This is a genomic window from Dysgonomonas mossii DSM 22836, from assembly GCF_000213575.1.
GTDB classification, from domain to species: Bacteria; Bacteroidota; Bacteroidia; order Bacteroidales; family Dysgonomonadaceae; genus Dysgonomonas; species Dysgonomonas mossii.
Window position 1 is genome coordinate 125,365 of the sequence record NZ_GL892007.1, and the last position, 18,210, is coordinate 143,574.

An 18,210-nucleotide genomic window follows, 5' to 3' on the forward strand; every position below is an offset into this window, starting at 1 on the left:
CCTGATGTTCAATTTTCAGGGCACAAAGGTATAAAATCATTTGAATTCTTTCTTAGAAAAGGATTTTAAATATTAAATTTGTAAAAATCATTTTTTTAAAACTATCATCAAAGTTATGGAAAAAAGTATTAAAGGCACAGAAACAGAAAAATGCCTACTGAAATCTTTTGCCGGAGAATCTCAGGCAAGAATGCGTTATACAATGTTTGCAAGCACTGCTAAGAAAGAAGGATATGAGCAAATAGCAGCCATATTCCTTGAAACAGCAGATCAGGAAAAAGAGCATGCAAAACGTATGTTTAAATTTCTAGAAGGCGGTATGGTTGAAATAACAGCTATGTATCCTGCCGGAAAAGTTGGTACTACCGAAGAAAATCTAATTGAAGCGGCAGCCGGAGAACATGAAGAATGGGCTATTGATTACCCTGCATTTGCTGAAATAGCAGAGAAAGAAGGATTCAAAGAAATTGCAGTAATGTACCGAATGATAGCAAAAGTAGAAAACATGCACGAAGATCGCTACAAAGCTCTATTGGCTCGTGTACAGAGTAATGGTGTTTTCTCTCGCGAAGAAGCTATCGACTGGCAATGCCGCAACTGTGGTTTTGTGATCAAAAGCAAGGTAGCACCAAAGACCTGTCCTGCTTGCCTTCACCCACAAGCTTATTTCGAACCACTTAAATGGAATTTCTAAACAGAAATTTTAATTAGATTTCGCAAAAAAGAAAAAAGGGAATTAGTTTTACTAGTTCCCTTTATAATTTTAAATACTCGACTATTTATTTTTAGCCTAAGTAACTCTTCAATAATTTACTTCTTGAATTTTGTCTTAAACGCTTAATTGCTTTCTCCTTAATTTGACGTACACGCTCACGTGTCAATTGAAACTTATCACCAATTTCTTCAAGGGTCATTTCTTGATACCCAATACCGAAGAACATTTTGATAATCTCACTTTCCCTTTCTGTCAATGTTGATAATGCACGTTCGATCTCCTGCTGGAGCGATTCGTTTATCAACTTACGGTCTGCAATTGGGGCGTCATCATTTACAAGTACGTCTAACAGACTGTTGTCTTCTCCTTCAACGAAAGGAGCATCCATAGAAATGTGTCGTCCTGAAACTTTTAGCGAATCGGCGATTTTATCAACCGGTATATCTAATTGCTCTGCTAGCTCTTCTGCCGATGGCTTGCGTTCGTTTTCCTGCTCAAACTTAGAAAATGCCTTGCTGATCTTATTCAGCGAGCCTACCTGGTTGAGCGGAAGGCGTACGATACGCGATTGTTCCGCTAAAGCTTGCAATATAGATTGGCGAATCCACCATACCGCATAACTGATAAATTTAAACCCTCTGGTTTCGTCGAATTTTTCCGCAGCTTTGATTAGTCCCAAATTTCCCTCATTAATTAAGTCGGGCAAGCTTAATCCCTGATTCTGATATTGTTTTGCAACAGATACCACAAATCTAAGATTGGCTCTTGTAAGTTTTTCGAGTGCTGCTCGGTCACCTTTTTTAATAGCCTGCGCTAACTCTACTTCTTCCTCGACCGTAATTAGATCTTCACGACCAATTTCTTGTAAATACTTGTCTAATGACGCGCTCTCGCGATTAGTAATTGACTTTGTAATCTTTAACTGCCTCATATACAGATATGTATAATAAAATACCCCAAAAATGTTTGCAAATATAGTAAAAAAATACTAGATAGTCACCATCAACAGTCTGGTTTTATTGTTGAATGGCTTAAATAGTACTTATTAAAAAGAATATTATTTTGTACTTCATAAAGTTTATACATATAAATAACGCTTAAGTAACATTATTGTTTTGAACTTAAGCGTTATTTATATTTTAATACGAATATGATACTTATTCGCTAAGATCTACCGCATAATATTTCCTTGCACCGGATGGGGTTATTCCGGATATAAACAATACTTTATCCTGACTGCCTGCTGTTGATGTGATAATGTTTTCTACCTGACTTGGAGATGATACAGGTTGATTATTTATCTTCTGAATAATAAAACCTTTGCTTATTCCTTCTTTGTAGAATTTACCACCATTGTCTACACCTGCTACTTCAACACCATAGCTTACGCCTAAGTCTTTCTTCTTGTCAGCCGATAGCTCTTTGAAGGCAGCACCTACAGCAGCTATACCGTCGCCTTTTTTGACTACAGATGTATTGCCCGAACTATTTTTAAGTGTAACATCATAAGTCTTAGTAGAGCTTCCTCGGATTATATCTACTTTTACCTTATCTCCCGGACGGAACCTGTTTACCTGATCTTGAAGTTCACTCACTCCCTTAACCTTCACGCCATTGATAGCTGTAATCACATCACCTTCCTCTAATCCTGCTTGTTTGGCCGGACTCATTTCTGCAAAACCACCAACATAAGCACCTTCATTTGCTTTAAGGCCTTTAGTTTTGTCCGGATTAGCTTCCTTCGCTACAGAAATATCCTGAATCATAACACCCAGCACTGCGCGTTGCACAGTCCCGTATTCTTTTATATCTGCTACAACTTTTCCTGCGATAGAGATAGGAACTGCAAAACCATATCCGGCAAAGTCACCAGTTTGTGAATAGATGGCAGTGTTGATACCGACTAGTTCTCCGTTTGTATTTACAAGCGCACCACCACTGTTTCCTCTATTAATAGCAGCATCTGTCTGTATAAACGATTGGATATCTCCACTATTTGCACCGATACCTCCACGACCTTTAGCGCTTACAATTCCGGCGGTTACTGTAGATGTCAGGTTGAAAGGATTCCCTACTGCCAACACCCATTCTCCTACTTTCAAGTTATCTGAATTACCAAATGGTATATATGGAAAATCATTCCCTTCTATTTTCAGCAAGGCAATATCTGTCTGCGGGTCTGTACCTATTAGCTTAGCTGTAAACTTCCTATTGTCGTTCAATGTAACCTCTATCTCATTTGCCTTGTCAATCACGTGATTGTTAGTAACAATATAACCATCTTTTGAGATAATAACACCCGAGCCAAAGCCTACACTAGGCTGGGGAGTACCAAAATCCTGTCCTCTATCCCCAAATCCGAAGAAATATTCGAATGGATCAATTGCTCTTTGACGTCCTTGTACAGGAGCCTGAGATTTTACTGTTGATTTTATATGCACCACTGCATGTACCGAGTTTTCAGCCGCTTTAGTAAAATCAGGGTATCCTTCCGCTGTCAAGCTCGCCAAATGAACACCTTTTTGATTGAACTCTCCCCCATAATTATAAAAATCGGATGAGCTATATCCTCTACGATGATCCATAAAAGTATACATACCGTAAGTAGCACCTATACTCACTAATGCAACCAACGCATAGGTTGAAATATTTTTCCAAATCTTTTTCATATGCAAGTATCTTTAATTATTTAATAACTGATTATTATCATTCAATTTATTTTCAAATTTAAATACAAAAACTGTACACTTGATACAAGATAAGACTATTTTTTAACACTTTTAACCGAGTAAAAATCCTTTATTATTATTTTAACAATTGGGGCAGACTTTTTGTCTGATTTATAAAGTTATAATGTCCTTTTTTATCACAAATCGCCTAGTTTATCAATCAGTTTAAGGGATAAGAACAACCAGACACAAAATCAGGAGGTTCTCTGCAATATAATAACATAGGCTTTCATTCATATACTTGTTTATTAATAGTCATTTTTAGAAAAAACATATCCACCGAATTATTTTCAAGTTCTTTATTTCTTACCTTTAGCCCTGCATAATTATTTTAAGTAAAACTTAAAAATTGATTCAGATATAAACCTATGTCAAATTGTCACTTCTCAGTATGTTTCTCTACATTGGCAAATATAAAGATGACTGACGTTGAATATATAAGCAATACTGTTTACATAGAATCGTTTTACAGGAATATATAATGAATATATAGCAAATCATCTTATGGGAATCTACATACTTGTTATTATTGCAGTCTATTTTACAACGCTGTTAGTTATTTCTCATTTTGTAAGTAAAAAAAGTAGCGATAATGAAGCATTCTTTTTAGGAAACAGGCAATCTCCTTGGTTTGTAGTTGCCATAGCTATGATTGGCACATCCATCTCGGGAGTAAGCTTTGTGTCTGTTCCGGGAATGGTAGGTAAATTTGATATGACATACATGCAAATGGTGTTTGGGTTTACTGTTGGATATTTCATAATAGCCTTTATATTACTTCCCCTATATTACAAGCTAAATCTGACGACTATATATGGTTATTTGGAAAAGCGTTTTGGCTTTTATTCTTATAAAACGGGGGCATTCTTTTTTATCTTATCTAAAATCATCGGGGCTGCCGCACGCCTATATCTAGTAGCTATTATATTGCAAACTCTTGTTTTCGATCAATGGAATATTCCATTTTTCGCAACTGTTACCGGTATCATTCTACTTATCTGGGCATATACATTTCGCAGTGGTATCAAGACCATTATATGGACAGACACACTACAAACCTCATCTCTGATACTGGGTGTTATACTCATTATATGGCAGATTGCATCAAAGATGAACTTAGATATATCACAAGCAGTGAATGTGATCAGCAATAACGAACACTCCCGCATATTTGTTTTTGACGATTGGGCTTCCCGTCAAAACTTTTTCAAACAATTCCTTAGCGGAATATTCATTACAATTGTAATGACAGGACTCGATCAGGATATGATGCAGAAGAACTTAACATGCAAGAACCTGAAAGATGCACAAAAAAACATGATCACATACGGATTTGCATTTATCCCTATCAATCTTCTATTTTTATCATTAGGAGTCTTGCTGCTATTGTTTGCGAGCCAATTTAATATCACCCTACCCGAACACTCCGATCAAATATTGCCCGTAATGGCAACCGAATATTTAGGATTTCCCGTACTTATATTTTTCACTATCGGTATAATTGCAGCTGCCTTCTCCAGTGCTGATTCGGCATTAGCCGCATTAACAACATCCGTATGTATAGATATCCTTAATATCAAACGAGATAATGACGAGCAAGCAAAGAAGACAAGAAAAAGAGTACATCAACTCGTTAGTTTGGCATTTTTACTGGTGATCCTTATCATAAATTCTATTCATCAAGAAAACGTATTGGACACAATTTACAAAGTAGCATCATATACTTATGGCCCATTGCTTGGCTTATTCTTCTTCGGTCTTTTCTCAAAAGTTAGCATACGAGATAGGTATGTGCCATATATATGCATACTCGCACCCGCACTAAGCTATCTCATTGAATTTCTTTCCCTAAGGTTATTTTCTTACACGGTAGGATATGAAATATTATTACTTAACGGACTGTTAACCGCTATTGGTTTATTGTGCCTGAAGCACGATAAACAAACAACATCTGTATAGTTTTGTTATAGTAATATATATAAAATTAAAAGATGTAGACTATTATGGCATTTAAACATATCAATCCCTCTCAAGCTAAAGCATTATTGGATGAGAATCACGCAGTACTTGTAGACATTAGAGATGAGCTAAGCTTCAGCCTTTCTCATGATGATCGAGCAATAAATCTTTCTCAATCATCCTTACCTAAATTTCTATCCGAGACCGAAAAAGATACTCCGGTATTGGTAATTTGTTACCATGGTAACAGTAGCCAACTTGCAGCAGATTTTTTATCGCAACACGGATTCTCAGATGTATATAGTATTGATGGAGGATATGAAGAATGGAAAGAATGGAAAGAATAAGAAATAAAAAAAGCTAAGTTTACAGCTTTTCAAGCCAAGATCTTCGCACACATTCTAAGCTGCTTATGTATATTGAATGTGTGGTATTCATATTATTAATTTAAAACAACCCAATCCATGAAAAATAAACATTTTACAATTCTATACCTGATACTTCTGCCGATATTGTCATATGCACAAGATGACTCGGGTTCTAAATTTTTATTTGAAAAATTTGAGAAAGGAAAAGTAATATACAAGAAGGGAAGCACAACTACAGCCTCCTTCAATTATGATATACTTACAGGGAAAATGGTATTTATGGGAGATAATAACCTCATTATGGAGCTAGCAAACCCATCTCTTATATCCTTTATTAATATCAATGACCGAGTCTTTGAGCATATAAAAAACGATGAGTTTTATGAAAAAGTAAAACTTAATTCAGAAACCTTACCCTTATATATAAGATGGCATTCTAGTTTTATAGCTAAAGGTAAAACAGGAGCTTATGGCATGAGGTCTGTCAACAACTCCTCTACTGAAATGAAAAATATAAATCAGGACTTCAATGGTCACACCCCTGATTTGGTGTTAGGTAAAGACGTTGTAAAGCAACCTAAAAATTCATATCTTTTAAAAATAAAAGGGAAGTTCCACAAATTCAACTCTTTTGACTCTTTAGCAAAAATATTTAAAAAGCACGAGCTTGAGATAAAAGGGCAACTAAAGGAATCAAATCTTGACTTCAAAAATATTGAAGATGTAAAAAAGGCGGTTGAATATTGTTCTCAATTTGTTGAATGATATAAAAACGGAATTCCAATTATGCTTTTTCTCTAAAAAATATAGAAAAACGTAATTTATTTTTAAATATAAGAATTCTATTAGTTTAGCCTATCCGAACATAGAAAAGTTTTATTAACAAAGTAGTATTATTTTGATATTTTTCATATAAATAAGTTTGTTTATTCATGAATACTTTTTTCCTTTGTTTAAGATTAAATAAATACTATCTGTTATTAAAGTAAGTAATGCAAAACACAGTAAAAATTAAGGACGTAAAAGACATAGTCGTACGTTTTTCTGGCGATTCGGGAGATGGTATGCAGTTAACCGGAACCATTTTCTCAAACCTCTCTGCTATCTTTGGAAATCAGATAGCTACATTCCCCGATTTTCCTGCAGAAATTAGAGCACCTCAAGGTACTCTGTATGGAGTTTCAGGCTTTCAAGTACATTTAGGTAACCAAATATACAACTCAGGTGATATGTCTGATGTGTTGGTTGCAATGAATCCTGCTGCTTTGAAAGTAAACGCCAAATCGTTGAAAAAAGATTCTGTTATAATTATCGACACAGACTCTTTCGGAAAACGTGATTTGGAAAAAGCTCTATTTGCTACAGAAGATCCATTTACAGAATTAGGACTGACAACACAGCAGATAATCTCCGTGCCGATAACAACTCTAACAAAGAGTAGTCTCGAAGGCATGGAAATGGATATGAAATCTCGTGTCAGAAGTAAAAATATGTTTGCATTAGGACTTGTATGTTGGTTATTTAATCGTCCATTGGATGTGGCTAACCATATACTTTCTAACAAATTTGCAAAGAAACCGATTTTGGTAGAAGCAAATCTTAAAGTATTAGCTGATGGATTTAATTACGGACATAATACCAATATGTCTATCTCTTCATATAGGGTAGAAACAGTAAATATCGACAAAGGATATTATATAGATATTAATGGAAATACAGCAACAGCATATGGATTGATTGCTGCTTCCGAGAATTCAGGGAAACCGCTGTTCTTGGGCTCATACCCAATTACTCCGGCAACAGACATTTTGCAAGAACTCGTTAAATTTAAACAATTAGGAGTTAAAGCAATTCAGGTAGAAGATGAAATAGCCGGTGTATGTACGGCTATAGGTGCCAGTTTTGCGGGTAACTTAGCAGTTACATCCACATCCGGACCAGGTTTAGCCCTCAAAGGTGAAGCTATAGGGTTGGCTGTAATGGCCGAATTGCCACTTATTGTTATCGATGTTCAACGAGGAGGCCCATCTACAGGCCTACCAACTAAAACAGAACAAACCGATCTCAGACAAGCACTATATGGCCGCAATGGCGAAAGTCCTATTGTAGTACTGGCAGCAGCGAGTCCTACAGATTGCTTTGATATGGCCTATTGGGCATCTAAGATCGCATTAGAGCGTGTTATGCCTGTGATCCTGTTAACAGATGGTTATATAGCAAACGGTTCTTCGGCATGGCGTATTCCAGACTTAGACCAATATCCGGCAATAACTCCGCATGACATATCACAATACACAGGCAACGAATGGAATAGTGCTTTACGTAATGACGAAACAATGGTTCGCTATTGGGCTGAAGCAGGCTTAGAGGGTTATACACACCGCATTGGTGGGCTCGAAAAAGACTTTAAGACCGGAGCTATCTCTACCGACGCAGCCAACCATCAAAAAATGACTGATGTCAGACAGCAAAAAGTAGATAAAGTGGCGGATATAATCCCACAACTGGAGCTAATTGGCGGAGAAGATGCAGAGTTGTTGGTTATTGGATGGGGTGGAACATACGGACATTTGCGAGAAGCTGTTGAAAAAATGAATACCCTCGGGCATAAAGTGGCTTTAGCTCATTTCCGGTTTATTAGTCCATTACCTAAAAATACAGAGTCGATACTCCGTAAATTTAAAAATATTATTGTTGCAGAGTTAAACAACGGTCAATTCGCAGGCTATTTGGTGGACAAAATCCCCGGATTGCAAGTATCACGTTACAACAAAGTGGAAGGACAGCCATTCGCTGTTTCCGAATTGATTGAAGCATTCACTAAGAAGTTAGGAGAGTAAAATTATGATAGATGTAAATTTAAAAATGGCCTCTTCTCATCAGGCTAAAGATTATAAAAGCGATCAGTATGTACGTTGGTGTCCGGGATGCGGAGACCATGCTCTTCTCAATTGTTTGCATAAAGCAATGGCTGAGTTAGGCATAGAACCTCATAAAACAGCTGTTATATCAGGTATCGGATGCTCTTCTCGCCTGCCTTACTATATGAATACATATGGGTTTCATACCATTCACGGACGTGGAGCTGCTATTGCTACAGGTGTTAAAACGGCAAAGCCGGAACTATCGGTTTGGCTTGCTACCGGTGATGGCGACTGCTTGGCGATTGGAGGTAACCACTTCATACATGCTGTGCGCCGCAATGTAGATATTAACATATTGCTACTAAATAATAAGATTTACGGCTTAACAAAAGGGCAATTTTCACCAACATCTGACAGAGGATTTGTTTCCAAGTCTTCTCCTTTTGGGACAGTAGAAGATCCATTCCACCCCGTAGAATTAGCACTGGGAGCACGTGGAACCTTTTTTGCTCGTTGTATAGATGTCGATTTAGCTAACACGACTGAAGTTCTGACTTTATCTGCAAAGCATAAAGGAACATCTGTTGTAGAGATATTGCAAAATTGTGTAATATTCAACGATGCAATCCATGATAATGTTGTAGACAGAGCATGGAGAGCCGAACGTACCATCTTGCTTAAACATGGAGAAAAAATGCTGTTCGGTGCAAACAAAGATAAAGGATTGGTAATTGATGGCTGGCAAATCAAAGATGTAATAATCGGTCAGAATGGTTATACAATCGATGATATTTTGGTGCATGACGCTACTACTAAGGATGACACATTACACCTAAAACTAGGATTGATGTCTCCTCAAAATGGCTTACCTCTAGCATTAGGTGTTATTCGTGATGTAGAAGAGCCAACATACGACCAAGGTATAGAAGATCAAGTAAAAGAAGTACAAGCTAAAAATCCTGTACGTAAGCTTACAGATTACCTGATGAAACAGGATGTATGGGAAGTGAAATAATACAACTTAGATATTAAACTAAAAAGCCTCTGATCTCTTATAAAGTTTCAGAGGTTTTTCAATTGTATAGAGTTCATAAAAAACAAATAAAAATATCCACCTTCTATCTTAGCTATTTGTCTTTATTTTTACTTAACTTTATATCATATAACATGTTTAATATACAAAACTCTCAATGCTATGGACGTAAAAGAAATTCAAGATCGTTATATGGAAAATTATAAGAAACTCAACGAGTCTTATAATAATCTTAATATCGCAGGTTTAGTAAATGATATTAACAAAGCGATATCTTCTTCCGATATTGAAAGTGTAAATACCTACTTCAATAAAATTTCGGAATGGAATGAGAATGTATCAAAACTACAAGGAGCAAGAATCGCTATAATTACTCAATATAAGTTTCTAAAACTCCCCTCTGTATCGGAATTATCAATTGTGTTTGATTTTGTAAACAAAGAATGGAAGTTTAATACTGACCCGGAATAATTCCATTTTAGATTTTGCAAGGTTAGATAATTTGTATTCTATTAGTTAATAAAAAAGGACAACAAATGTTGTCCTTGTATAATTAAAAAGTAAATTACAATCAATAATATACCTCGAGAACCTTGGCTTCTTGGTATTCCACTCTAAAATCACTTTCCGGTAAGGGTGGCGTTCCACAAAACGTCATATTAGGAACATGATATTTAACCGGATATCCATTTTCATTGTAAGTGTGGGTTATCTTAAAGGTGGTAGGTGTTTGCTCTTTTCCATTCTCATCTAAAAAAGACACTTGTATTTGGTTACAATTATTATAAATGTAAGTAGCGTCCAGCATAGTTACCAGAAACCACTGAGGCGTATTCACTGAGCTATATACACCATTATAATCATCATAGGTATAAGAATAATAATTGTTGTTAAAGTCTTTCTTTATCAAATTGCCCTTTTGATCGTATTGATAATTATATTCTATCGATGCATTTTGATCATTCGCATAATATTGCTTCATTTTCAACACATTGCCTTGTGCATCAATGTCAATATGTCGCGTATAATATTTATCTTGCACTACTATATGTGATCCCTCATAAGTTATTGTATAAGTATAACTTTCGCCTTCTGAGGATTCATATGTAGCTTTCTCTACACGCTCCAGTGCATCGTATTGTATTTTAAGTTCGCTGGTCTTAGATAGCTTCTTATCTGATTTAGAAAAATAACTACAACTTATAAGACGATTATAATCATCGTATACGAACACTGTCTGACCACCATTCTTTTCTCCGGATATTTTTACCGGCAATAATTTTGCAGAAGTTCCACCGGGAAAATTCTGTATGCTGTTATCATCAGAGCATGCTAAAAATGATAAACACGCCAGCACAAGGCATAATTTGAAATACGAACTTATGTTTTTCATTATAATATATATAAGGGTTACTACTCCTATTTATAATATATAGATGATTGTTATCTAAAAAAAGTTGCATGCGAAAGTAATATTAGCAACTCTTACATAAATTATTATTTAGCAAATACTTAATAAAATTTTAATCGAAATGAAATAATCATATAATACATTTGAGTAAACAAAAACAATTTATGCTATGGATATTAATGCTGTTAATTTGGTTATGCTGAGTGTAGTGGTGGTATCCTACCTTGCCTTTCTAGTCTATTGCATCTTAAATAATTTATTTAAAGGGAAAAAGCATTGATTTTTTTATTAAAATCTATTCTATTTACTTCTCAGTTGAATTATGTCTTTTCTTTTCACTTCAGATTTTGTAAAGAAATATCTGTAGATCTTCTCTGAATATTTTTTAGCTTCGAGTATCAGTATTAAAATGTTTATTTTAAATAAATTTTTATTAAATTTATTTGATTTACATTTTCCTTTTATCTACTTTTGAAAAGCACTAAACACCTTTATATAAAAAGGTTATAGTATCGAAATCCGAACATGAAGACATTGTTAATCCTTGATAATTAATCAAAGCTTAGACTCTGGTCAAATAGCTTGTCATTCCTTAAATCTATTTTCAGAATATACTGATTTCATTATAAACTTAAACAAAATGAGAAAACTATTTTAATATAGAACGAAACATCAAGAAACTCATTTTGAAGATTAATTTTAAACAAATGATACTATGGACTTCAAAGATCAAATTAAACAGCTTTCAGACAGAGCCGAAAAGCTAAAAGACAGCCTGCAAACAGAAGAAGCAACTAAAAATGCTTTAATTATGCCTTTTCTTCAAGCAATGGGTTATGATGTGTTCAATCCATTAGAAGTAATGCCGGAGTTTACTTGTGATATAGGAACAAAAAAAGGAGAAAAGATCGATTATGCTATATTTAGAGATAATCAGCCTGTCGTTTTAGTAGAGTGCAAGCACTGGAAGCAAGATCTGACATTACATGACAATCAGCTGTTGCGTTATTTCCATGTATCAAATGCTAAATTTGGGTTATTAACCAATGGAATAGTTTACAGGTTCTATACAGATCTTGAAACTCCTAATAAGATGGATGAAAAACCATTTCTTGAAATCAATTTATTTGATCTCAAAAGCAACACAGTAGAGGAATTAAAAAAATTCCATAAAACATATTTTGATGTTGATAATATATTGAGTTCTGCAAGTGAATTAAAATACACAAGTCAGTTGAAAATGATTATTAACAACGAATTCTCAAATCCGAGTCCTGAGTTTGTTAAATTATTTGCAAAACAGGTTTATGATGGAGTTATCACCCCTAAGCTATTAGAACAGTTTACTTCTCTAGTGAAGAAGTCTATTTCAGGTTTGATTAGCGATACTATTTCAGATCGTCTCAAAACAGCCTTAAAGACAGAAGTTGCTCAAGAAGAGCAACCCGAACAAATAGATCCACAAGTTATTGAAGACAAGAATAATGGCATAATAACAACGGAAGAAGAACTGGAAGGCTTTATGTTAGTTAAGGCTATACTTCGAGAAGTTGTAAATGTATCGAGAATAACATATAGGGATGCTCAAACCTACTTTGCAATAATATTTGATAATAATAATCGAAAACCTATAGTCCGATTGTATTTTAATTCACCTACAAATAAATACATCGTAACTTTTGATAAAGAAAAAAAGGAAACAAGGCACAATATATCTTCTTTGGATGATATATACCAATATGCCGATGAAATAAAGGAAGTAATTAAGAACTATATATAAAAAAAAGACAAAAAACCCTTTGATTATCTACTGAAAATCAAAGGGTTTCTAAAATTAATCCGTGCGCATGAAGGGACTCGAACCCCCACGACCGTAGGTCACTGCCACCTGAAGACAGCGCGGCTACCATTACGCCACATGCGCATTTTTTTCGAGCGAAAAACGGGGCTCGAACCCGCGACCCCAACCTTGGGAAGGTTGTGCTCTACCAACTGAGCTACTTTCGCAATCGGTGTTGTAAAATTAGTATATTTTCTGAACTCTGACCAAAAATAAGAATACTATTTTATGTTACTATTCTTATTTTTTATAAAGGAGAAAACTCAACGTGCTACTCTTCTTCACGTGCTTCTAAAATAGCCTTTAGATGCTCCCAACCTCCACCATTATATACATTCGTAAATCCAGCCTCTTCCAACTCAGCTTTGGCTTTAGCACTTCGTTTGCCACTACGGCATATCACAATTACTTTCTCATAATGTTTTAAACTCTCAATAGAATCCCCCATTGTCTGTAAAGGAATATTTATAGACGATTCGATATGCCCTTCATTGTACTCCTCTACTGTACGCACATCAACAATAACAGTACCTTTACGTGTAGTCAATGACCTTAATGTATCTGCACCCGCTATCTGCGCATGAATAGAAAGAGATACCAGACTAAGGATAATTGTAAATAAAAAATAAGATAGTTTCATTCTCTAACTGAAATTGTAAATTTTATTTATATAAAAAAAAAGAGCAAAGTGATCATCTATGGTCAAACTTCTTAGAAATATAATTGCCTGTATATTGTATTATAAAGACTAATATTACGAGTAAAGCTAAAACGATATTCATTATTTCCAGATTATAGCCAACATAGCCATATTGGTAACCAATTTGCCCCAATCCTCCGGCCCCCACGGCACCTCCCATCGCAGAATAACCGACAAGCATAATTAACGTGATAGATACACAGTTAACAATGGACGGTAATGCTTCTGGCAATAAAACCCTTTTCACGATCTGAAATGGCGTTGCCCCCATAGACCGCGATGCTTCTATCAAACCGCCAGGCACATCAATAAGGCTATTCTCTATCATTCGGGCAACAAAAGGAGCAGCACCGATACTCAATGGAACAAGTGCGGCTAAAACCCCTATTGATGTTCCTACCAACGCACGAGTGAAAGGAATCATCCATACAATAAGAATAATAAAAGGTATAGCCCTGAAGATATTTACAACTGTTGATAGGATATTATGCAATAGCAAATTTTCTTTTATCTGTCCTTTGCGTGTTATATACAGCCAAACCCCAAGTGGTAATCCCAGCAAAAAACTAAAAAAACCGGAAACAAGGGTCATGACGATTGTTTCACCTGTACCTTTTAACAATAAGTCGATCATTTCACTAGACATATCCTAAAACACTTACGTTTATATTTTTACTTTTTAAATACTCAACAGCTAATATTTCATTTTCGGGCAAGCCGTGCAATTCTATCAGCATAACTCCAAACTTAACACCCTTTATATGGTCTATTTGAGCACATACAATATTACTGTTTACCTCATACAGCTTCGCAATATCCGAGAGCACGGCATTTGCTTCAGACTGTCCCGATATTTCCAATCGAATGAGCATATGTTTATTATCCACAAATTGCTCTGTCAACCGATCTGAATAATTTGAAGGAATATGCAGCCTTATAGAAGAGTCTATAAAGTATTTGGTTAACTCATTTTTAGGATGTGAAAATATCTCTGCGATTAAACCTTGCTCTATCAACTCTCCTTTGTTCAGGACAGCGACTTCATCACAAATCGTTTTTACAACTTCCATTTCATGTGTGATCAACAATATTGTAATATCCATCTTCTTATTAATATCTTTCAGCAACGAAAGAATTGAATAAGTGGTTGCCGGATCTAATGCACTAGTTGCTTCGTCACACAAAAGGATTTGAGGATTATTAGCCAATGCGCGCGCAATAGCGACACGCTGTTTCTGTCCACCCGAAAGTTTTGCAGGATAATCATCAGCCTTGCTTTCTAAGCCCACAAGAGCCAACAACTCCAGAACCCGTTGTTTAATTAATTCCTTAGGTGTTTTATTTAGTTTTAAGGGGAATGCTATATTTTCAAATACCGTAGCTGAGGATAGCAAGTTGAAGTGTTGGAATATCATACCTATCTTCCTTCGGGTAGCTGTGAGCTCCGAAGGAGACAAAGTCATCATATTTTGCCCATCAATATATATTTCGCCTGAAGTGGGACGTTCCAATAAATTTACACAGCGAATCAGCGTACTTTTACCGGCACCCGACTCTCCTATTATACCAAATATTTTTCCTTTCGGAATAGTAAGAGATATATTCGAAAGAGCCGTAGAAGACGTATCTTTTCCCTGAAAAACCTTTGTTACATTCTTTATTTCAATCATCTAAATATATAGATTGTTTCTTTTAATTATTTTGCCAAAAGTACACATTCCAAGCTATTCTATAAAATTATATTTTCAATATTTCCTCTCCTTATTTATAATCCATAAAATTAACTGTATAGCTTATACAATAAATACCTTATTTATGGTATTTATGATTAAAGGAAAGCCTTATACTTTTGCAGAGACGATAAAGATCATAAGTTTTTTATTATAATTAGATTCTTTACTTTTGTGTTAGATGAAAATTGCAGGCTATTATTTTATTATTGAAGACAAATACAATTAGCCAAGTCATTATTTAATAATTTAGAAAATATAACATCAGTATGAAAAAAATAAATGGATTGATTACTATATGTATATCTCTTTTGCTACTTACATCTTGCGGAAACAAAAAAAATAACGACCCGAACCATATTAAAGTGGGGGTATCTTCAGGTCCTGAATACGTAATAGCCGAAGCGGCTAAAAAAGTAGCGAAAGAAAAATACGGACTAGAAGTAGAATTAGTACAATTCAGTGATTATGTAATGCCAAACACAGCATTAGATCAAGGAGATATAGAAGCCAATGTATTCCAAACAAAGCCTTTTTTAGAAGAACAAACTACGAACCGTGGGTATAAATTTGCCATCGTAGGTAATACGTTTGTATATCCAATGGCAGCATATTCAAAAAAAATAAAAAGTTTGGATGAGTTGAAAGATGGAAGTGTAGTAGTGATCCCGAATGATGCATCAAACAATAGCAGAGCATTGCTATTATTACAAAAGGTGGGATTGATAAAACTTAAAGAAGGAGCAACATCTCCACGATTAGTTGATATAATAGAAAACCCTAAAAACTTGGAGATATTAGAACTAGAAGCACCACAACTACCTAGAGTATTAGATGACGCAAAAGTGTCTCTATCTATCATCAACAATAATTTTGCTGGACAAGCAGGGCTCTTACTTAAAGACGCTGTTTTTGCAGAAGATAAGGAGTCTCCTTATGTCAATCTGATTGTGACTCGAGAAGAAAATAAAGATAGTGACAAAATCAAAAAGTTTGTAGAATCGTATCAATCAGAAGAGGTAGAGAAAGTTGCAGCTGATGTATTTAAGGATGGGGCCGTAAAAGGTTGGTAATTCAGTATATCAAAAAGCAGAAATTATACATACTTTCAATAATAAACGAACAGGGTTAGAAATTCTAACCCTGTTCGTTTATTATTATACAGATGCTAAAGAAATGACTCTAAATAAAAAAAGACTATCCAAATTGGATAGTCTTTTTTGAGCCTCTTGTCGGATTCGAACCAACGACCCCGAGATTACAAATCACGTGCTCTGGCCAACTGAGCTAAAGAGGCAGGTGGGTAAGCTTACTATATCGCGTCGCTACAACCGACGGCCCTTGCTGCGATCAAACCCTGGGGGATTAATCGGGAGCTGACCGTATAGGACTTACCCGCGACAAAAGTAGATAAATTTTTCATATTCACAAAATATGATTTCAATTTTTTCCTTTGATTTCCTTTTACTACATTTGTATGAAACTCTTTTGTAGAAAGAAAATACTAGAGATCAAAGCGTTAACAAATCTGATTTTTCAATAAAAATATTATAAAAAATAAATAGAGAATATGACAGTAGTAGATCGTTTCTTGAAGTACGTAAAATTTGACACAGAATCAAGCACAGAAACAGGTACAACACCAAGTACTCCCGGACAAATGGTTCTAGCCCGTGAACTCGAAAAAGAGTTGCATGAAATGGGTTTGGAAGATATATCTTTGGATGAGAAAGGATATATTATGGCAACTCTTCCGGCTAATACAGATAAAAAAGTGCCAACCATAGGGTTCGTTGCGCACATGGATACCAGCCCCGATTTAACGGGTAAAGATGTAAATCCACAGATTGTAAAAAATTATGACGGAAAAGATATCATATTAAATAAAGAGCTTAATATAGTTTTATCCCCTAACGATTTTCCTGAGATGCAAGACTATGTAGGTCAGGATTTGATAGTAACTGATGGTAAAACACTATTAGGTGCAGATGATAAAGCAGGGATAGCAGAGATATTGACTGCTATCAAATACTTGAAAGATCATCCGGAAATCAAACATGGAAAAATCCGAATAGGATTTACCCCTGACGAAGAAATCGGCGCAGGTGCCGACTATTTTGATGTTGAAAAATTTGGCTGTGAATGGGCTTATACGATGGATGGTGGACCTATTGGCGAACTGGAATACGAAAACTTTAATGCTGCCGGCGTAAAAATTAATATTCAAGGGCGAAGCGTTCATCCCGGATATGCAAAAGACAAGATGGTTAATGCATTGGTAGTAGCCAACAAATTAGTCTCTCTCCTACCCTCAAATGAACGTCCCGAACATACTACCGGATATGAAGGATTCTACCATTTGACAAATATATCGGGAACAGTAGATGCTGCAACCGTAGGTTATATAATACGTGACCACGATCGTGAAATATTCGAAAAGCGCAAAAAAGTAATGTTAGACACTATCGCTTTCATCAATAAACTATACCCGGATAGTACTACTGTAGAAATAAAAGACCAATATTACAATATGCGCGAAAAGGTTGAACCTGTAAAGCATGTGGTTGATCTAGCTTTCGATGCAATGACCGCTGTAGGCGTTACCCCTATTGTAAAACCTATCAGAGGAGGAACAGATGGAGCCCGTCTATCTTTTATGGGATTACCTTGTCCGAATATCTTTGCAGGTGGACATAACTTCCATGGACGTTACGAATTTGTACCTATCCAGTCTATGGAAAAAGCTGTACAGGTGATCGTTAAGATTGCCGAATTGGTAACGAGTAAATAAATCCTATTCGTATAGATAGGAGTATTCATTTTTTTATGTGAATAAAATTATCTATATTATATGGAAATAC

The 18,210-nt window shown here is 35.4% G+C and carries 16 protein-coding genes and 3 tRNA genes; 10 read left to right on the plus strand and 9 right to left on the minus strand.

Annotated features, from left to right (window positions below; genetic code table 11):
• Positions 1 to 115 precede the first annotated feature (115 nt).
• Positions 116 to 694, plus strand: coding sequence for a rubrerythrin (gene rbr, locus HMPREF9456_RS10680; RefSeq protein ID WP_006843541.1), 579 nt, complete (start codon positions 116 to 118; stop codon positions 692 to 694).
• Positions 695 to 785: 91 nt separating this feature from the next.
• Here the strand turns inward: rbr and HMPREF9456_RS10685 are convergent, their stop codons facing one another.
• Together HMPREF9456_RS10685 and HMPREF9456_RS10690 are read right to left on the minus strand one after the other, a co-directional pair.
• Entirely contained in the window at positions 786 to 1,646 is an 861-nt protein-coding gene (locus tag HMPREF9456_RS10685; protein ID WP_006843542.1) for a sigma-70 family RNA polymerase sigma factor, read from the minus strand.
• A 226-nt stretch (positions 1,647 to 1,872) separates the two neighbouring features.
• Positions 1,873 to 3,384 carry a Do family serine endopeptidase gene (locus tag HMPREF9456_RS10690; protein ID WP_006843543.1) on the minus strand — a complete coding sequence of 504 codons (1,512 nt, stop codon included), beginning with the start codon at positions 3,382 to 3,384 and terminating at the stop codon, positions 1,873 to 1,875.
• A gap of 564 nt (positions 3,385 to 3,948) precedes the next feature.
• On the opposite strand from HMPREF9456_RS10690, the gene HMPREF9456_RS10695 reads away from it, so the two are divergent.
• From HMPREF9456_RS10695 to HMPREF9456_RS10720, 6 genes are all read left to right on the plus strand, one after another.
• A complete protein-coding gene (locus HMPREF9456_RS10695) occupies positions 3,949 to 5,403 on the plus strand; it encodes a sodium:solute symporter (protein ID WP_006843544.1) in 1,455 nt (484 codons plus the stop codon).
• Positions 5,404 to 5,447: 44 nt separating this feature from the next.
• Complete coding sequence (glpE, locus tag HMPREF9456_RS10700) at positions 5,448 to 5,750, plus strand: thiosulfate sulfurtransferase GlpE (RefSeq protein ID WP_006843545.1); 303 nt, start codon at positions 5,448 to 5,450, stop codon at positions 5,748 to 5,750.
• A 117-nt stretch (positions 5,751 to 5,867) separates the two neighbouring features.
• Positions 5,868 to 6,536, plus strand: a complete 669-nt coding sequence (locus tag HMPREF9456_RS10705; RefSeq protein WP_006843546.1) for a hypothetical protein — start codon at positions 5,868 to 5,870, stop codon at positions 6,534 to 6,536.
• A gap of 227 nt (positions 6,537 to 6,763) precedes the next feature.
• Positions 6,764 to 8,611 carry a 2-oxoacid:acceptor oxidoreductase subunit alpha gene (locus HMPREF9456_RS10710; protein ID WP_006843547.1) on the plus strand — a complete coding sequence of 616 codons (1,848 nt, stop codon included), beginning with the start codon at positions 6,764 to 6,766 and terminating at the stop codon, positions 8,609 to 8,611.
• Between the two features lie 4 nt (positions 8,612 to 8,615).
• Positions 8,616 to 9,650: a 2-oxoacid:ferredoxin oxidoreductase subunit beta gene (locus HMPREF9456_RS10715; protein WP_006843548.1), complete on the plus strand. Its 1,035-nt coding sequence runs from the start codon at positions 8,616 to 8,618 to the stop codon at positions 9,648 to 9,650.
• 180 nt (positions 9,651 to 9,830) lie between these two features.
• On the plus strand, positions 9,831 to 10,139 hold the full coding sequence (locus HMPREF9456_RS10720) for a hypothetical protein (RefSeq protein WP_006843549.1): 309 nt from the start codon (positions 9,831 to 9,833) through the stop codon (positions 10,137 to 10,139).
• Positions 10,140 to 10,239: 100 nt separating this feature from the next.
• Here the strand turns inward: HMPREF9456_RS10720 and HMPREF9456_RS10725 are convergent, their stop codons facing one another.
• Positions 10,240 to 11,061 (minus strand): hypothetical protein, encoded by an 822-nt coding sequence (locus tag HMPREF9456_RS10725; RefSeq protein ID WP_006843550.1) that lies wholly within the window; start codon positions 11,059 to 11,061, stop codon positions 10,240 to 10,242.
• Between the two features lie 733 nt (positions 11,062 to 11,794).
• On the opposite strand from HMPREF9456_RS10725, the gene HMPREF9456_RS10730 reads away from it, so the two are divergent.
• Positions 11,795 to 12,859, plus strand: coding sequence for a type I restriction endonuclease (locus HMPREF9456_RS10730; protein WP_006843552.1), 1,065 nt, complete (start codon positions 11,795 to 11,797; stop codon positions 12,857 to 12,859).
• 62 nt (positions 12,860 to 12,921) lie between these two features.
• On the opposite strand, the gene HMPREF9456_RS10735 is transcribed toward HMPREF9456_RS10730, so the two are convergent.
• The 5 genes from HMPREF9456_RS10735 to metN all read right to left on the minus strand — a co-directional run bounded on the left by HMPREF9456_RS10735 (position 12,922) and on the right by metN (position 15,289).
• Positions 12,922 to 13,003: transfer RNA gene (locus tag HMPREF9456_RS10735), tRNA-Leu, on the minus strand.
• Positions 13,004 to 13,013: 10 nt separating this feature from the next.
• Positions 13,014 to 13,086, minus strand: a tRNA-Gly gene (locus HMPREF9456_RS10740).
• A gap of 104 nt (positions 13,087 to 13,190) precedes the next feature.
• Positions 13,191 to 13,559, minus strand: coding sequence for a rhodanese-like domain-containing protein (locus HMPREF9456_RS10745; protein ID WP_006843553.1), 369 nt, complete (start codon positions 13,557 to 13,559; stop codon positions 13,191 to 13,193).
• A 52-nt stretch (positions 13,560 to 13,611) separates the two neighbouring features.
• Entirely contained in the window at positions 13,612 to 14,265 is a 654-nt protein-coding gene (gene metI, locus HMPREF9456_RS10750) for a methionine ABC transporter permease MetI (protein ID WP_006843554.1), read from the minus strand.
• On the minus strand, positions 14,258 to 15,289 hold the full coding sequence (gene metN, locus HMPREF9456_RS10755) for a methionine ABC transporter ATP-binding protein MetN (RefSeq protein ID WP_006843555.1): 1,032 nt from the start codon (positions 15,287 to 15,289) through the stop codon (positions 14,258 to 14,260). The genes metI and metN overlap by 8 nt, the downstream gene beginning before the upstream one ends.
• A 329-nt stretch (positions 15,290 to 15,618) precedes the next feature.
• Between metN and metQ the strand changes: the two genes are divergently transcribed.
• Positions 15,619 to 16,422, plus strand: coding sequence for a methionine ABC transporter substrate-binding lipoprotein MetQ (gene metQ, locus HMPREF9456_RS10760; RefSeq protein ID WP_006843556.1), 804 nt, complete (start codon positions 15,619 to 15,621; stop codon positions 16,420 to 16,422).
• Between the two features lie 150 nt (positions 16,423 to 16,572).
• Here metQ and HMPREF9456_RS10765 read toward each other — a convergent pair.
• Positions 16,573 to 16,646, minus strand: a tRNA-Thr gene (locus HMPREF9456_RS10765).
• A 273-nt stretch (positions 16,647 to 16,919) separates the two neighbouring features.
• Between HMPREF9456_RS10765 and pepT the strand changes: the two genes are divergently transcribed.
• The gene (gene pepT, locus HMPREF9456_RS10770) at positions 16,920 to 18,140 is read left to right on the plus strand and encodes a peptidase T (RefSeq protein ID WP_006843557.1); all 1,221 of its coding nucleotides are present in this window, start codon (positions 16,920 to 16,922) and stop codon (positions 18,138 to 18,140) included.
• Positions 18,141 to 18,210 lie beyond the last annotated feature (70 nt).